We start from the raw sequence: 16,989 nt of genomic DNA, 5'->3' as shown, positions 1-16,989 counted from the left end.
TCGCTTCACCTCAAAATCAATTATTGACCGTGGCACTGCTTATACTTTTTGCCGCTTCCGCAAGGACAAGGATCATTCCGTCCAACGCGCTCCTCGCGTTTAGCCGGGCGTTTCTCCTGCGCTTCGCCTCCGCCGCTTGTCGACGTCGTTTGACCTTTTACAACCTCTTGACGCTCCAGGTTGCTCTCAACGCGTGCCTTCATAATATATTTCGAAACTTCCTCTTGGATCGTCTCGATCATTTCCTTAAACATTTCAAAGCCTTCAAACTGGTATTCGCGGAGCGGGTCGGTACCGCCATATGCGCGCAAATGAATGCCTTGACGCAATTGATCCATCGCATCGATATGATCCATCCACTTGCTGTCTACTGCACGCAGCACGACAACCTTCTCGAATTCACGCATCGTTTCCGGGCCAAGAGCCGCTTCACGCTCGTCGTAGTACGCAACCACTTTGTCCAAAATAAAGGACTGAATTTCTTCCTTTTCTTTGCCCCAAATATCTTCTTTTTTGAGGCTTTCATCATCAAGCAGATTAGCGTGGACATAATCCACGACGGCTTGCAAATCCCAATCCTCCGGAATGTCCTCGGAGCAATGAGCATCTACAATACGATCTACAACCGGCTTGATCATTTCCATAACTTCGCCACGGATGTCCGCCGATTCCAAAATGTCGCGGCGCTGCTTGTAAATGACTTCGCGCTGCTGGTTCATAACGTCATCGTATTGCAAAACCACTTTCCGGGTGTCGAAGTTGCTGCCCTCTACCCGTTTCTGGGCAGATTCAACCGCTCTCGTAATCATGCGGCTTTCAATTGGCTGATCTTCGTCGAGTCCGAGACGGTCCATCATCGCCATAATGTTTTCCGCTCCGAAACGGCGCATCAGCTCGTCTTCTAGAGATAAATAAAATTGCGACGAGCCCGGATCGCCTTGACGTCCCGCACGTCCGCGCAGCTGGTTGTCGATCCGGCGGCTTTCATGCCGTTCCGTACCAATAATATGCAGGCCCCCAAGTTCAGGTACCGTATCTTCAAGAAGAATGTCCGTACCACGGCCGGCCATGTTTGTAGCTATTGTAACCGAGTTGGATTGTCCCGCACGCGAAATGATTTCCGCTTCTTCGGCATGGAATTTCGCATTAAGCACTTTATGTTGGACGCCTCTGCGCTTTAGCATGTCCGACAGTCTCTCCGAATTTTCAATGGAGATGGTACCGACGAGGACCGGCTGCTTGTTCGCATGGCGTTTTACGATTTCTTCAACGACCGCTTTAAATTTGCCATTTTCGGATTTATAAACGACATCCGGCAAATCTTTACGGATCATAGAACGGTTAGTCGGAACTTGGATAACGTCCAGTCCGTAAATGCGGCGGAACTCTTCCTCCTCCGTCTTCGCCGTACCGGTCATGCCGGCCAGCTTGCGGTACATCCGGAAATAGTTCTGGAACGTGATCGTCGCCAAAGTCATACTTTCGTTCTGAACTTTAAGCTGTTCCTTCGCCTCAATAGCCTGATGCAATCCATCACTGTAACGGCGACCAGACATAAGACGGCCCGTAAACTCGTCGACAATAACGACCTCATCCTCTTGGACAACGTAGTCGACATCGCGGCGCATAATAAAGTTGGCTTTCAGCGCTTGCTGAATATGATGGTTGATCAGCACATTGGCGTGATCAAACAGGTTTTCGATTCCGAAGGCGCGTTCGCCCTTCTCTACGCCAGACTCCGTCAGCATAACGTTGCGAAGCTTAACGTCAATCGTGAAGTCTTCTTCCGACTTCAAACGACCTACAAAACGATCCGCTGCATGGTACAGCTCCGTCGATTTAGCAGCTTGTCCGGAAATAATAAGCGGAGTCCGCGCCTCATCCACAAGGATGGAGTCAACTTCGTCAATTATAGCGAAATAAAGCGGACGCTGGACCATTTGTTCTTTGTAAAGAACCATGTTGTCGCGCAAATAGTCGAAACCAAATTCGTTGTTGGTTCCGTAAGTGATATCGCAAGCATACGCCTCTTGCTTCTCGTCGTGGGACAGACCATGCAGGTTGCATCCCACCGTCATTCCAAGGAAATTATAAAGCTGTCCCATAATTTCGCTGTCGCGCTGTGCCAAATAGTTATTGACGGTAACGACATGTACGCCTTTGCCAAGCAATGCGTTCAAATATACAGGAAGCGTGGCGACAAGCGTCTTGCCCTCGCCCGTTTTCATTTCGGAAATTTTACCTTCATGCAGCACTATGCCGCCCATCAGCTGCACGTCAAAATGACGCATCCCAAGAGTACGCTTCGACGCTTCACGAACCGTTGCGAACGCCTCTGGCAAAATAGCATCCAATTCTTCGCCCTTTTCCAGGCGTGCTTTAAATTCATCCGTCTTCGCGCGGAGTTGCTCATCTGACAATGCCGTAAATTTCGGCTCCATGCTGTTAATCTCATCAACTGTACGTTGCAGACGCTTGACTTCGCGTTCGTTAGCGTCTCCGAATATTTTCTTCACCAGTCCGAGCATGGTTTTCCCCTCTTTCGGTAGTAAGGTCTATTTGTTTTAAATTGTAACAGTTTGTAGACCCTGCCGCAATGTGTGAGCTGTTCAGGCAAAAGAAAAACCCCGCTCCAGAGGAACGGGGCCGGTTCTCTTTATGTGGGCTTGCAGCAAGTATCAGCTCTGTTCAATTAGGCCGTATTTTCCGTCGCTTCGCTTGTACACCACGTTGACTTCTTTGCTGTCGGCGTTTGCGAATACGAAAAAGTTATGTCCGATTAAGTTCATTTGAAGAATCGCTTCTTCTACGTCCATTGGCTTCAGCGTAAACCGCTTCGTCCGGACCAGCTCCAAATCGTCTTCCTCATCTAGTACGCTTACTGCGGAGCCTTCTTCACGGAACAAGGCTCTCACTCCGCTGCCTTGTCTGAATTTACGGTTTACTTTTGTTTTGTGTTTGCGGATTTGACGCTCCAGCTTATCAACGACAAGGTCGATGGAAGCATACATATCTTCGCTTTTCTCTTCGGCTCTGAGCATTACGCCGACTAGCGGAATCGTGACCTCTACGATGTGCTGCCCTTTCGTTACGGACAGGGTCACTGTAATTTCGGAGGCGATTGGCGTTTCAAAGTATCTTTCCAATCGGCTGAGTTTCTTTTCGACGTATTCTCTCAAAGCTTCTGTCACCTGAAAGCGTTGACCTCGAATGTTGTACATCATGGGGAACTCCTCCTTTACATGCTCTTATTATATCATATGCGAGTGCCTAGATCAAAATAGTTTTTTATCTTTTTAGAATTTTCAGAATATTATTGTCGAACTCGTGAACCTTCCAAATACTATAAACGGCAGGGGAAACTCTCCTGACGGTAAAAGACTGTCTTCGTGCCTGCCGCTATACAGAAAAAAGCTCCGGTTTCCCGGAGCTTAATGTGTGTTTGGCACTGTCAATAGAACCATCTATACGGTGGCTAATGATAGCCGGATGATTACAGTTTGACTACGTTTGCAGCTTGTGGACCGCGTGCGCCTTCTACGATGTCGAATTCAACCGCTTGGCCTTCTTCGAGAGTTTTGAAGCCTTCGGATTGGATTGCGGAAAAGTGAACAAATACGTCGCCGCCTTGCTCAGTTTCGATGAATCCGTAACCTTTTTCTGCGTTAAACCATTTTACTTTACCTTGCATGTGCAAACATTCCCTTCATCTTCAAATACTGTGAGGCGTCGTTTGGTTCTGGCCCACAATCTGACTATAACACCGAAATCATGGAATTGTCAAACAATTTGTTGTAAGCGAATACATTGGCTAAACAACAAGGTTTAGTACGTTATTTTTTTGGCTAGCAGTTGCTCCTTGCCAGGTAATGATTTGAAAATGTCCAACGATTTTTCTACCATAAATCCATCGCCGTAAATAAACTTATCTCTTTCTATAGAAGCTTGATATTCATGGTCGTTTAATGCTTTGTGCAAAGCATTCCTGATCTCGTCGCTAGTGCCCGACACAAACTGAACATTGGAACCCGCAATCCGGGCTCTTTGCCTCTCCCCAACATTTATGGCTGGAAGACTAAGATAAGCGCCTTCGTGAATTGCTAACGAAGAGTTTCCAATTAAGCATTTTGCATGACGCAAAAGATTGACAAAGCTGTTGCGTTCTAAGTTTCTGTAGATCTGCACTAAGGGATGGCTTGTATACTCGTTTATGACATCGGCAACCGTCTGCCAGCCGGGATCGCTGTTCGGCATTCCGATAAACAGCTTTTTACCCGTAAGGATGCTTTCTTCAATACATAATCTCATTTCCGCCGCGGCCGCTTCTATATTTGAACTCAGCGGATGATAAATTAATATTATATAATCTTCCATGCTCTCTTGTTTCAAAATAGCCGCCAGTTCCTGTTTCGAAAGGTGGGGAACTTTTCTTAATCGATCAACGCCAGCGCTTCCGACCGTATGAATACGCCATTCTTCTTCGCCGAGTTTGCGTATACGCTCAGAATGCTCCTCCATCATAGTAAGATGAATATGGCTCAATTTAGTAGACGCATGCCGCACCTGTTCATCCACATTTCCGCCTTCCGAAGCCGTATTATCCCCTCCTGCTAGATGAATAACAGGAATATTCATAAAGGAGGCTGTTAATGAACCTACGATGGCCTCTTCCCTGTCCCCCAGCAATAGAAGAAAGTCCGGGTTTTCCCGGGCCAGCACTTGCGCCAGCGAACTCATTAGAATAGCGGAGGATTTTGCTTTTCCCAAAAATGAATTCGAGTATAGCAAGCTTTCTATTTTTTCCACGATCCGAAAGCCGTCTCTTTCAATCTGCTTCACGGAATAATGATGAAGGGGAGTGAGATGCGCTCCGGATACTATAACTCCAAGGTCATATTCGGGATGGTTGTCCAATGCCTCCAACAGCGGAAACAGCAGATCATATTCAGAGCGTATTCCTGTTAAAGCTAATACCTTCTGTTGTTTCTCATTCATCTATTTGCACCTTTCTGGGAGCTGATACTTTTGCCTTTAAACCAAGCAAATACTCGCAAATCTGAAAATCCAACATCGTATCAATATCTAGGGATCTTTCTTTCGGCATGATGTATCCCGCCGTTTCCTCCGTTAAAAAAGTTGCTGACTGCAGCAATCCGTTCACCTCAGCCACGTATACAGCTCCATTCAAGGCATAAACATTGGGTAAATCCTGTCTTCTAGTCGCACCCGTAGTCCCCATTATAGGCTGCATCCTAAAGCCGTTATCTATAGTAAACATCCAATAAGGGCTTTTATCCGGCTCCGTTACGGAAACCGCCGAAGGCGCCGAACAGGATAACATCATCTCTACACAACGGTCTATGTCTTCAGTAATTCTCATTGGTGATGTTGGCTGCAAGCACACTACATAATCATATCCTGGCAATTCATGAATGGCATGCAAAATAGGCGAAATCCCCGGTGTATCGTCCTGAGCTAAATGAGACGGACGCGTAAACGGCACCTCTGCGCCCCACTTTCGAGATATATCCATTATGGCTTGATCATCGGACGATACCGCTACGTAGTCAATGTATTTCGATTTATGGGCTTCTTCTATTGTCCATGCGATTAACGGCTTTCCCGCCAGCTCACGAATGTTTTTTCCGGGAACGCCCTTTGAGCCCCCTCTTGCGGGAATAACAGCCAATACCCTTTTGCCGTTAATCATTATAATACCCCTTCTTTAAACTCGGCGTTTGCCCGCTCAAAATCATCTATCCGTCCGATATCAATCCAATATTCCCTGATAGGAAATACCGCCGTATTTTGTTCTTTTTCAATTAGCTGGCTGAACAAAGTCGGCATATCATAAAACGTGTCGTCCGGAATAATCGACAGAGCTTCGGGTTGAATGACATAAATGCCCCCGCTTATAAAATAACGCTGCAGCGGCTTTTCTTCTATACTTACAAGCTGATGATTGTTTACTTTTACGACTCCGTAAGGCACCTGATATTCGTATTCTCTCACGCACATCGTTGCTTTAGCCTTGGTTTCCACATGAAAGTCCAATAGCTGGCGGAAATTCACTTTTGTTAACAGATCCCCGTTCATGACCAGCAGGGGCTCTTCCGGAACAAAAGGCAACAAGCTAAGTGCTCCCGCCGTTCCAAGACGTTTCGTTTCATGAATATATTGAATCTCTATGCCCCATTTGGACCCATCGCCAAAGTAGCCCATAATCATATCGGCTCTATAATTTACGGATATAAGAAACCGATGGAATCCATTAGCTATAAAGTTTTCCAATATAACTTCCAGAATGGGCTTTGAGCCTATTTTGAGCAATGGCTTTGGACAATTATTGGTTAAAGGACTTAAGCGTGTCCCGAGCCCGCCCGCCATTAACACGACCCAGTTGTCGCAACGCTCCTGCACGATCATTTCATTTAATAAATCTAGCCTGACCACACGACCGAGCTCATCAAGCACCGGCACCTGACGAAAATGACTTCGCTTCATTTTGGCAAAAATCATTTGCCTGCTCTCGGTTATGCGGCAAGTAAACGGCTTTTCATTCATAACCGAAGATACTGGACTATCTAAAGATATGCCTTTGAGTATTCCGCGCCTAACATCTCCGTCTGTGACGGTTCCAATAAGACGTTTTTGTTCATCGACTATCAAAACAATTTGAACAGAGCCAATATCGATTAACTTCAGGGCTTCCAAGATAGTAGAATGAGGCGAAATCAGTAATTGCTCTATGTTTTTCAAAGCCATACCCCTTTCCTATCTGTCAACAAAATCGTATCGCGCCCATTAAAATGTTTAAATTAACTCATCTGTTTTGTAGCTTCGTTTGGCCCTTTGACCTAGCAACTCCCAAAACTGCGAAGGCGGAATGCCGTTGCCTGGCCTTTTTACCGTCAGCATCTGTTCCGTAAGTAGATCCCCTTCCGCAATAGGCTCAGCGGCTACAATACTTTTTCTTGCTGGCACTGCGTTTCTCCATTCAGACTGCGCTGGTATTTTAATTGCACTGCCTAACGCTTTTTCTACATTTCGGATTTGCCTGATCATATCAGTCAGCTCCTGCGGCTCCATCGATGCCTTATGATCCGGCCCTTCCATGAGCTTGTCCAGCGTAAAATGCTTCTCTATTATCCGCGCTCCGAGCGTCACTGCCGCGATAGCAGCCTCAGAACCAATCGTATGATCCGAATAGCCCGTACAAAGTCCAAAAGCTTGCTTTAACGTAACCATTTTATTTAAATGAACATCCTCCATAGGAGTAGGATATTCCGTTGTACAATGCAGCAAGGATACCCGCTTGCGCAATGTGGATTGACCTTCTTCCGAAAAGTACGCCAGTCTGAAATGCTCTAACGACGGAGCCTCCTCCCCGCCGATATATCCAAAAGCTATTGCTCCCAGCGCTTCTTCTATATCTCCCAAAGTGGACAGTCCGCTTGATATAATAAGTTTCGCTCCCGATCGAGCTGCAAAATACAGCAATGGGAGGTTCGTTAAATCACCGGAAGAAATTTTTAATTCGTCCATTCCAAACTCGTTCGTCAGCAGTTCCAAACTAATAAAATCAAATGGAGTAGACAAAAACGCAATTCCCGCCTTTTTGCATTCTTCCATTAGCTCGATATGGTCTTTATCGCTTAGCTCCAGCTTTTGCAGCATTTCTAATTGAGTGTCGCCGCCCTTCGTCGCATCCCTCTGATATTCGGCTTTTGGCGCGTGTTTACTCACCAATTCTGCTGCGCGAAACGTTTGAAACTTGACGGCATCCGCTCCAGCCTTTGCGGCTTCTTGAACGAGCCTTTTGGCAATAGCTAGTGAACCGTTATGATTGACGCCTGCTTCAGCTATGATATACACGTTAGATAGTTTGGTCATGGTATGACCTCCTTGGGGGCAGTAGTCCATGCTTTTAGCAGCCTTCTAAACTATGCTATCAAGCAATGAGGGGCTGCTTGGGATATTAATAATAGAGGCCTCCAAAGCTTCCGTAACCGACAAATCCATGCGAGGACAACTCGCGAACATGCTAAGCTTGTGCATTGGAGTCCAAATGGGCCGGGTCATAATTCCTTGTTCATTAGTCATCTCCAAGATTCGCTCGGTTAAAGCCGCATCCGGAGTATCCAGCAATAGCGCATTTAACCAATAGTTGCTTTTGGCGAAGGGCATTTCTTTGAAAAGCTTGACTCCCTCCACTCCGCTAAAAATCTGTGAATATCGTTCAGCCAAATCTCTTTTTCTCTTAATTGCGTCTGGTAGGCTTTCCAATTGCGCACAGCCCAAAGCGGCATTTATGTTGGGCATACGATAGTTATATCCGACTGTATCATGATGAAAAGCCCAGCGATGCTGTTGTTTGGCCGTTGTCGTCAAATGTTTCGCCGCAGCTGCCAACCCCTTGTCCGAGGTCAATATCGCCCCTCCGCCGCCAGTCGTCATCACCTTATTGCCATTGAAGCTTAAGGCGGCCAATTTCCCGAAATTGCCCGTATGTCTCCCCTTGTAATAAGAGCCCAGCGATTCTGCAGCATCTTCTATAACTGCTATCCCATAACGTTCGCTTATGTCCAGAAGCGGATCCATGTCTACCGGATGACCAAAAGTATGCATCGGAACAATCGCCGATATTTTTCTATTGGAATACTTGTTGATAACAGAGCCGTCTGATTGGACGATGGTCACGGATTTTAAATACTGCTCAAGCTTATATGGGTCCATTCCTAGCGTATCCATTGAAACGTCAACAAAATGCGGAACAGCACCGCAATACGAAACCGCGTTGGCCGTTGCCACAAACGTTAGGGATGGAATGAGCACCTCATCATCAGGCTGGACTCCCCCTAAAATCAAGGAAATATGAAGTGCCGCAGTGCCATTTACAACCGCTATCGCATACTGCGATTCTGTATAGTCGGCCAACTGCCGCTCGAACTGGTCTACATACTTCCCAACAGAAGATACCCATCCAGTATCTAGACATTCTTTAACGTAGTTCCACTCGTTCCCGCGAAAACTGGGCGCGTGAAGCGGAATGGTTTCTTTTGACCCAATTAACGCCTTTTTCAATAAATTTGTAATGGTTTCAGGAAGCTGCATATGGTCCATTGTCTGCTCCCCCCGATTATATATTGTAGATATTCGTTTTATATTTGGCCAAATTTGCAGGATCGACAAACCAATCAGCAGTTAATTGAAGCCCTTGTCGCAATCCGTCCACTCCGGCAAATTTAGGCTCCCAACCGAGCAAGTCTTTGGCTTTGCTGTTGTCGGCCCATAATCTCTCCACTTCGCTCAAAGCGGGACGGAGCCTGTCTTCATCGGAAACGATCTCTATTTCCTTGCCCATAACTTCGCTAATCAACCTAGTTGTATCGGCAATCGAAACTTCATAATTGCTTCCAATGTTAATCTCTTCGCCGATGCCGTTTTCGGATTCAAGCACAGCCTGAAACCCGCTGACCGTATCCTGGACATAATTAAAATCCCTTGTAGGGTGTAGTGCCCCCAGTTTAATCTGCTTCATACCCGAGGCAATCTGTGAAATAACGGTTGGAATAACCGCTCTTGCCGATTGACGTGGACCATATGTGTTGAATGGCCTTATGACGGACACAGGCGTATTAAATGAACGATAGAAGGATAAGGCCAACTGATCAGCCCCAATTTTTGAAGCCGAATAAGGGGATTGCCCTTGCAGCGGGTGCTGCTCGTCAATCGGTACATACCGGGCTGTGCCATAAACTTCGCTCGTTGAGGTGTGAACTACCTTTTTCAGCTCCAGCTCTCTGCTAGCTTGAAGCACATTCAACGTGCCTTTTATATTGGTATCGATGTACATGTCCGGAGAATGGTAGGAATACGGGATAGCAATTAGTGCGGCAAGATGGAGGACAGACTCGCATCCTTTTAACGCCTGCCTGACGCCGTTAGGGTCTCTCACATCACCGGCAAAAACCTCAAACTGCCCTTGTACCTCCGGGGAGCATTCGTCAAGCCATCCCCAGGAGCCAAAAGAATTATAGTAAACAAAAGCCTTTACATCATAACCCTCTTTAACTAACGTTTCTGTCAAATGAGAGCCGATAAAGCCGTCAGCGCCAGTTATTAACACTTTTTTGGACGTCATGGACACTGCCTCTTTCTAAGTGGATTATGAATACGATACCTTTTTCAATCTTTCTATTGCCTCAGTTATGAGTTGTTCAATTTTTGGAATTTTATGCAGCATATCATTTAATATCGGCCTCATAATCTCGTTCATTAAACGCACTTTCTCTTCCCGATCATGTTCTTGAATAAACCGAGGCAAATCACGCTCAAAATTATAGATTTCATTCCTGCTTATTTTCAAAAACAGCCCTTTAAAGAGACTTGTTCGGAAAATATGCTTCCAATTCAATTGAAGGCTTTCAAAACCTTTCGCGGTTCTGGAATGGGATATCCCTCTTTCGGACAGTTCATCTATTAACGTTTTTATTTCAAGTAGGTTATGCTCAACTAGCTGAACTTCCTGAGGCAAAGCGGATATTTTCTTTATAGCTAGATTTAAGCGCAGGCGGTCCGTTTTAAAGGAATTCAAAAAATTGATGAACAGCTCGCCGTCGACAGTGGCTTGTTTATACTTAATATAAAGCTCCTTTAATTGAATAAATTCAGTGTGCTTAATTTTAGCTCCTAATGATGAAGTGTTTAAAAATGTGGTTTCTGGAAATGCCTCCAACAATTCTTCGATATCCTGCAACGTCAGTTTCATCATCAAATTTGTCCGATTCATGGTTCCATTTACATTTTCAACAACTAAGTCGGCATTCGTAATTGTTGTCTGACTAAAGTCATCCGTAATATGCGCTGCTCCAGCCGAATACACGTTATTTGTCGGATAGGACAGATCCTGACCGGCTAAAACTACATCAGAGCATCCCATATATATGGCAGCTTGAATAGCTGCTCCCGTTACAGAGAGACTGGACTTAAAAATGGGCTCATCGCCGTTTAACTCTGCAAAATATTTTGTTATATAATCATTATTTAAATGCATATGGATAAGGTTAGTTGAGTATCCACCATCCACTACTGTGTGGTGAACCATAGGCGCAAATAGTAAAGGAATATCGTTAATATTGCGTAGCTTAAAAGCTTCATGATTCGCTTCGCTTCCATCGATTGAAACGATTAAGTGCGGCTTCACACCAAAATGAAGCAAGGATTGAAAAGCGGTTCCCGCCGCAATGATTACAGCATGCTCCCGCATTTTGCCGATCCATTCCATGTCCGCCTCGAGAGACGGCCCGGCGCCCGCAATAATCGCCGTCATTCCGCTTAACTTATTTTTCAACTCTTTAACGGAAGGAGTTGTAAGTGTTGTAGGCAGATTGAACAAACAATTTTGCGCCCAATCTATTCCGTAAGCTTCGTTCATCAATATTGCGCTTTTATAATTCAGAATGGAAATCCCGGCATCATCGATTATCTCTTTGGCATTGATATGGAGAAAACGATTATATACAGGGAGCGATACAAAATCGGACTCTCCAACTGCATATCTGCACATCCGATAAAATAGCTGGTCTCTGCTCTCTTTTCGAGTCCCTACAACTAAGTCGGCCACATTCATTCGATTGAACAAATCAGGTATATTAATGACCTTCATAGCTTCTATAAAAACATGGAGATCAGGCTCGTACAAATACAATTTTTTATCTTTGTGTTTTTGCGAAACGCTTAACGCATGGTAACCAAAACCAAAGCCAAACATGAATATACTGGAGTTTTCTACCCCTTCAATTTGTAAGGAATGAACCCATTGGTCAGCCTCGTATTTAGGGTCATATGTGCTGTAAAACAAGACAGGAAAACCGTCGTTATCCACCTTTAAATTGGGCATCTTGTTACGTGAATATTCGATACAATATTGCGGGTTGTTTGGATCGACTTCAATTACCTCGTCATAAACTCCCTTGAAGTTTTGTTTTAAGTATTCCAAGTTTGCAGCGAATCTATCTTTAAGCGAAAAAGGCCCCTCTTCAAAAACAAGAGAGATCGAATAGAAAAGAGGAATGAATTCATATCTTAAAATATCACTGGCATGTAAATAATCTTCGTCGTCCATACTCTTATTGAATATATAGAATGCTTTTTCAAATAAGGCCTTTTCTTTTTTTAGCGATGTCCCCAGCAAACGCAAGTCTGGGTCGTTTTCGTGTCCTGCATCCGCAATAACAGTATCCATTGCCATATACAACTGGTTGCACCCGTTTAGGGTCTCCTCCAGTTGGTTTAGTACGGATGAATCGGTCTCCCCTGCTGCAATAACATTGGATAGTACTGTACAGCTATTCACTAATGCCGGAATGAAAGCTTTCAAATCATGTCTTAAATCTTCTATTACAGTAGAAGAACTCATCTCATCTATCCCCCTTACTGTTGTTCAATTGCTTCTAAACCATCTACGCGCTCTATGGAATGGTCTATAAACCCTATGATTTGTGGTGATTGCGATAAAATGATTTTAATCATATTGCCAAGCACCTCTTCAAACATTTGCGCCTTCTTTTGGATGTTTCGCTCTTCACTAAGTTGTTTTACATACCGATCAAAATCATGAATTTCGCTTTTTGACGTATATTCAAATATATATTTAAACGGAATACTGTTCACAATATTTCCCCAATGATCCTCTATCTTGGCCATTGTGTTTAGAGCTTTATTTGGTTTGAGGCGACTGAGATCCGACAGCCCCTTCAACTTTTTAGAGATAATTGCGGCTTCGCCTTCCACTTCTCTCAACAAGTCAGGCAATTGATACAATCTTTCTTCGATTTGTTGTCTGCGTTGTCCGCTGTAACTGTGTCTGTGACCCCTTAGAAGGGTTTTCACCTTGAAGTCAGCTCCTGCTTGAGATTCAAATTTAGGCAACAATTCTTCCATAGGGACAAATGGTGCATTTTTGATAATGGCTCCCATTTGGGACGAGTTAATAAATGTAATCTCAGGGAATTGGGCTATCAAGTCTTCCAAATTTCTTAAAGTGAGCAATAACGTTGTTGAGGTTGGGTTTGAACCTCCATCATTATTCATCACCCATTCGTCAGCCTGCGCAACAGCTTTCTTCTGACTCTCCTCATCGACATGCAACGCGCCTGGAGCATAAAAACCAGCGTTTGGATACGAAAAATCTTGACCTGTAAAAATAATTTCTGTCATCCCCATAAATATAGCCGCTTGAACCGCAGAGCCGGTAACAGAATTAGTCGGTAAAAAAACAGGGTCAGAATCTGAATATCCCATTATGTATTCTGAAATATGGTCCATATCGTAGAAGCCATGCCATGCCTCATTATATCCCCCGTCTACAATTCGCGCATCGATTTGCGGGAAATAAAGCAATGGTATATCCGTTCTATCAAGGTGTTTGAATGCATTGTAATTCGCCTCCATACCATCCATTGAAACAACAAGGTGCGGCTTTATTCCGAAATGCAGCAACGATTGTATGGCTGTTCCCGCTGCAATAATAACGGTTGAATCTTTTATTTTTTTCAATTGCTCGATGTCTTCCTCAAGCGAAGGTCCCGCACCAACTATAATTGCAGTCATGCCAGAGAATAGTCCCTTTACATTTCTCAAAGAAGGTGTCGACAAGTTTGCTGCTATGTTTTTAAAAATGTTTTCTGCATGAGTCATGTAGCGATATTTTAAAGTATTATCCGTCATCCTATATTTATTTGCGTGTAATTTAAGCCCAGTCAATAGCTTCAACTTCTGCTCTTTATAGTTCCTTGAGTAGTAAGGAAGGTCTTGTATGTTCAGCCTTCCACCAGATTGATGGCAAAACCGCCCCATTAACAAGTCCATTCGGTTGTCATCAAACCCAACTGCAAACGAATCGACAACCATGTTCTTCAGCTGTTTGCTCCAATCCACTACATACAATGAAGCCAGAAATAGTTGTTCATCGGGTTCAAACAGAAATACCCGGGCATGAGGATAATTTTCTGCAAAAGCTGAAAGATGATGACCTAACCCGACACCAAACAGCAAGACAATTCTTGAGTTATTTTCTTCTTCTGCAATGTTTGCGATCCACTGTGCCAGTTCATTCTCTATATTGTAACGACTATACAAATAGACCGCATTGTCGTCTTCCCTAATAAATAAGTTGGCTTTTCCGTCAAGAGATATGACGAGCTGAGGCCCAGTCAAGGAGTCGGCCACATTTCGATTCGATCTTTCTATTAGCTCTTTCAAATGAGGATAATGACTTTCAAAAAAATTCATATTTCTTGCGAACAGCTCCTCGTAACCGCCATACGCCTGCAGCTCCGACAGCATTTGATGAAAAAGAGCAAGAAACTCATATCTTAAAACATCTCCTGCGGAGATAAAGTCATCCTTATCCATACACTGATTAAGATCACTAAATTTCGCCTGAATTTCTTCACTATATCTTTTAATTGTTTCATTTAAAATAAATTGTTTATTAGTGCCGTTTACAGCAAGAGAGTGAATGGAACTAAACGTTTTATATAGATCATCTATAGCTGTAACTACATCTCCGAACAATACCCATGCTTGGTCGTCTAAAGTGCCATAAAATTGATTTGCAACCGTTTCAGCGGCGTCAATTAGCCTTGGTAAAAAAAGTATTACCTCGTCTACCATTTCTTTTATTGCCTGCGTATCTTTATTCATAAACTGACATCCGCCTTTATACCAAGTCTTTTCTTATTTATCGGTATTTTTCAACACAAACATAAGAAAAGACCGCTAGGAAATAATACCTAGCGGCCCAATCATTCTTTTATATCAACAAAATAACTATTCGCAGAATACTGCTGTTCATACCTTTTTTTCTGAAGGTTTGCTTGATTTAATTTATTCAAGGAAGCTGATGCCTCTTCTTTAATAGAGGTCATTTTACTCACTAGCAAATGATCATAAATTGAAATCTCAGCAATCAGTTGTTTTTCACGATCAGATAGCACAATCTCTTCCAAGTTCAGTTTATGAATAACGACTTCCCTAAACTCGACCAACTCCAACAATTCATCCACATCAGCTTTTTGAATATTTCCAGCTATTGAAAGCGTCATTTCATGAAGCTTTTGCAATTCATCATTCATACTACACCGATTCCATGGAAGTTGTACGCCCAGGCGTTTTATAAGCTTCTTTCCATGTCTCCAGCATATCTTGAAGGTGTTTCTGAACCTCTAACGCCGATTGTATATCTTTTTTAACATTAGCTTGAATCAATGTATGCAGCAAATACTCATAGATTCGTACTAATTCATTCGATATTTCATAATCAAAATTTAATGAAGCGATCAGCTCATGAATAATAGCCTGAGCTTTTTTAAAATTGGTATTGGCAACATCATACTTTTTATGTTGAATGCCCTCAATTCCGGCTTTTGTAAACCGTATCGCTCCTTCATATAACATAATTAGAAGTTTGCCGCCTGTTGCAGTATTTACGGATGATTGTTGATAAATCTGGTATGGCGAGTTTAGCAAATGAAGCACCCCTTTTACTTACTCATAAAACTGGATAATGAGCTTGATTGGCTATTGTATCTATTAATCGCAGATTCCATAGCTGTAAACCGCTTGTAGTATTGCGTTTCTATCCGATTCAAACGATCCAGCATGGCTCTTTCCCTGTTGTTCATCTCACGAAGACTGCGCCCGAGAACTGAATCTTCACTGAGCGTATAATTCAAATCGGTATTAGCTAATGAAGTACCCGCTTTTTCAGCTAATTCTTTGAGAGCAGTCATTGACGATTTCGTCATTTGCTGAAAAGCGCCTGTACTGGAATTAGTAAAAAGATCGGTAACGGCACTTGCATTTTCCTCGAGTGCCTTGCGAAGCTTCGCTTCGTCCAAAACTAATTTACCCTTCTCAGTATACGAACCTGTCGTTATCCCAATCGACATTTTATTTCCGTTTGAATCGGTTATACCCGCAATCAACGAGGTTGCCGCTATGCGGAAATCGGACATCATTTGCGATAAGCTAGCTTCGTTCCGCAATGTACCGCTTCGGGCTTTTTCCTCCCACTTTTTAACTTCATCCTCCGTCATTTCCTTTTTCTCCGCACTGCTCAAAGGTTTGTAGCTGCGGTTACTCGCTTCGGAAAGTTCGGTATTTACGGAGCCAATTAGAGTGTTATATTCCATAACAAAAGATTTTATAGTCTCAATTATTTTATTCGTATCCTGCACCGCTGTCAAAGTCGAAACTGCTGCCCCGGTTGTAGCCTTCACAGTAAAATCGAAGCCATTAACCGCGAACCTATTACTCTCCTGCTCATAAGCGATACCGTTAATCGTTACCTCTGCATTTTTCCCTAACGTTTTTGTAGACGGGGTTGTCGCAAATACAGCATCGGCTAAAACGAGTTTATTTTCGCCTGTTTGAGTAGCAGTTAAAGATAGCCTTCCTGTATTCGAATCGTAAAGTGCAGAAGTCTTTAATGTGCTCGACTTAGCATTAATAACATTTGCCAAATCGGATATGGAGGACGTTTTGGCCAAGGAAATGGATTGACCGTTAATCGTTACCTTTACATTATTTGTATTGTCCGCATCCTCGGTAAAATTTAAGCTTCCTAAATCACCAGATCCAAATGTGTAAACATGATTCTCAGAAGTAGCAATTTGATCAACTTTCACATTTAGCGAGCCCGCCGCCGCAGCGGTCGTTGTATTCACAACAATGGCATCGGCAGCTCCGCTTACGTCTGTTTTTTTTGCACTAATGGAGTTGGATAAATTGAAAGAAGCCAATTTGTTATTACGGAAATCAATGATTTTAGAACTGATAGTACGGTAGTCTTCACGCTTCCATTCCAACTTTGTACGATCCTTGACCATATTGTCATATGTCGTTCTTCGAGCAGTCATTAGCTCTTTGACCATAGCATCAATATCTAAACCAGATGCAAATCCCGATAACCTCATAGTTCCT

At 43.6% G+C, this 16,989-nt stretch carries 14 protein-coding genes; all 14 read right to left on the bottom strand.

Translation table 11 applies throughout. The features are described 5' to 3' along the window. Positions 1-20: 20 nt before the first annotated feature. The 14 genes from secA to fliD all read right to left on the bottom strand — a co-directional run bounded on the left by secA (position 21) and on the right by fliD (position 16,982). Complete coding sequence (gene secA, locus ACFQZE_RS21940) at positions 21-2,528, bottom strand: preprotein translocase subunit SecA (protein ID WP_379361095.1); 2,508 nt, start codon at positions 2,526-2,528, stop codon at positions 21-23. Between the two features lie 150 nt (positions 2,529-2,678). Then, a complete protein-coding gene (gene hpf, locus ACFQZE_RS21935) occupies positions 2,679-3,224 on the bottom strand; it encodes a ribosome hibernation-promoting factor, HPF/YfiA family (protein WP_379361093.1) in 546 nt (181 codons plus the stop codon). Between the two features lie 269 nt (positions 3,225-3,493). Further along, on the bottom strand, positions 3,494-3,691 hold the full coding sequence (locus ACFQZE_RS21930) for a cold shock domain-containing protein (RefSeq protein WP_087569424.1): 198 nt from the start codon (positions 3,689-3,691) through the stop codon (positions 3,494-3,496). A 134-nt stretch (positions 3,692-3,825) separates the two neighbouring features. Beyond that, positions 3,826-4,995 carry a UDP-N-acetylglucosamine 2-epimerase gene (neuC, locus tag ACFQZE_RS21925; protein ID WP_379361091.1) on the bottom strand — a complete coding sequence of 390 codons (1,170 nt, stop codon included), beginning with the start codon at positions 4,993-4,995 and terminating at the stop codon, positions 3,826-3,828. Beyond that, the gene (locus ACFQZE_RS21920; RefSeq protein ID WP_379361088.1) at positions 4,988-5,710 is read right to left on the bottom strand and encodes an acylneuraminate cytidylyltransferase family protein; all 723 of its coding nucleotides are present in this window, start codon (positions 5,708-5,710) and stop codon (positions 4,988-4,990) included. Before ACFQZE_RS21920 ends, neuC begins: the two co-directional genes overlap by 8 nt. Continuing rightward, a complete protein-coding gene (locus tag ACFQZE_RS21915) occupies positions 5,710-6,765 on the bottom strand; it encodes a nucleotidyltransferase family protein (protein ID WP_379361086.1) in 1,056 nt (351 codons plus the stop codon). The genes ACFQZE_RS21920 and ACFQZE_RS21915 overlap by 1 nt, the downstream gene beginning before the upstream one ends. A gap of 48 nt (positions 6,766-6,813) precedes the next feature. Then, positions 6,814-7,893, bottom strand: coding sequence for an N-acetylneuraminate synthase (gene neuB, locus ACFQZE_RS21910; protein ID WP_379361084.1), 1,080 nt, complete (start codon positions 7,891-7,893; stop codon positions 6,814-6,816). 45 nt (positions 7,894-7,938) lie between these two features. Then, complete coding sequence (locus tag ACFQZE_RS21905) at positions 7,939-9,123, bottom strand: LegC family aminotransferase (RefSeq protein ID WP_379361082.1); 1,185 nt, start codon at positions 9,121-9,123, stop codon at positions 7,939-7,941. 16 nt (positions 9,124-9,139) lie between these two features. Continuing rightward, a complete protein-coding gene (locus ACFQZE_RS21900; RefSeq protein WP_379361080.1) occupies positions 9,140-10,144 on the bottom strand; it encodes an NAD-dependent 4,6-dehydratase LegB in 1,005 nt (334 codons plus the stop codon). Between the two features lie 24 nt (positions 10,145-10,168). Beyond that, positions 10,169-12,421 (bottom strand): motility associated factor glycosyltransferase family protein, encoded by a 2,253-nt coding sequence (locus ACFQZE_RS21895; RefSeq protein WP_379361078.1) that lies wholly within the window; start codon positions 12,419-12,421, stop codon positions 10,169-10,171. A 14-nt stretch (positions 12,422-12,435) separates the two neighbouring features. Further along, complete coding sequence (locus ACFQZE_RS21890; protein ID WP_379361076.1) at positions 12,436-14,709, bottom strand: motility associated factor glycosyltransferase family protein; 2,274 nt, start codon at positions 14,707-14,709, stop codon at positions 12,436-12,438. Positions 14,710-14,810: 101 nt separating this feature from the next. After that, entirely contained in the window at positions 14,811-15,140 is a 330-nt protein-coding gene (gene fliT / locus ACFQZE_RS21885; RefSeq protein WP_379361074.1) for a flagellar protein FliT, read from the bottom strand. Position 15,141: 1 nt separating this feature from the next. Beyond that, on the bottom strand, positions 15,142-15,534 hold the full coding sequence (fliS, locus tag ACFQZE_RS21880; protein ID WP_379361072.1) for a flagellar export chaperone FliS: 393 nt from the start codon (positions 15,532-15,534) through the stop codon (positions 15,142-15,144). 14 nt (positions 15,535-15,548) lie between these two features. Next, the gene (gene fliD, locus ACFQZE_RS21875; protein WP_379361070.1) at positions 15,549-16,982 is read right to left on the bottom strand and encodes a flagellar filament capping protein FliD; all 1,434 of its coding nucleotides are present in this window, start codon (positions 16,980-16,982) and stop codon (positions 15,549-15,551) included. Positions 16,983-16,989 lie beyond the last annotated feature (7 nt).

This window comes from Paenibacillus sp. GCM10027627 (assembly GCF_042675505.1).
Taxonomy (GTDB): domain Bacteria; phylum Bacillota; class Bacilli; order Paenibacillales; family Paenibacillaceae; genus Pristimantibacillus.
The sequence above is the reverse complement of the archived record's forward strand: the minus strand, read 5'-3'. Positions and strand labels throughout refer to the sequence as shown.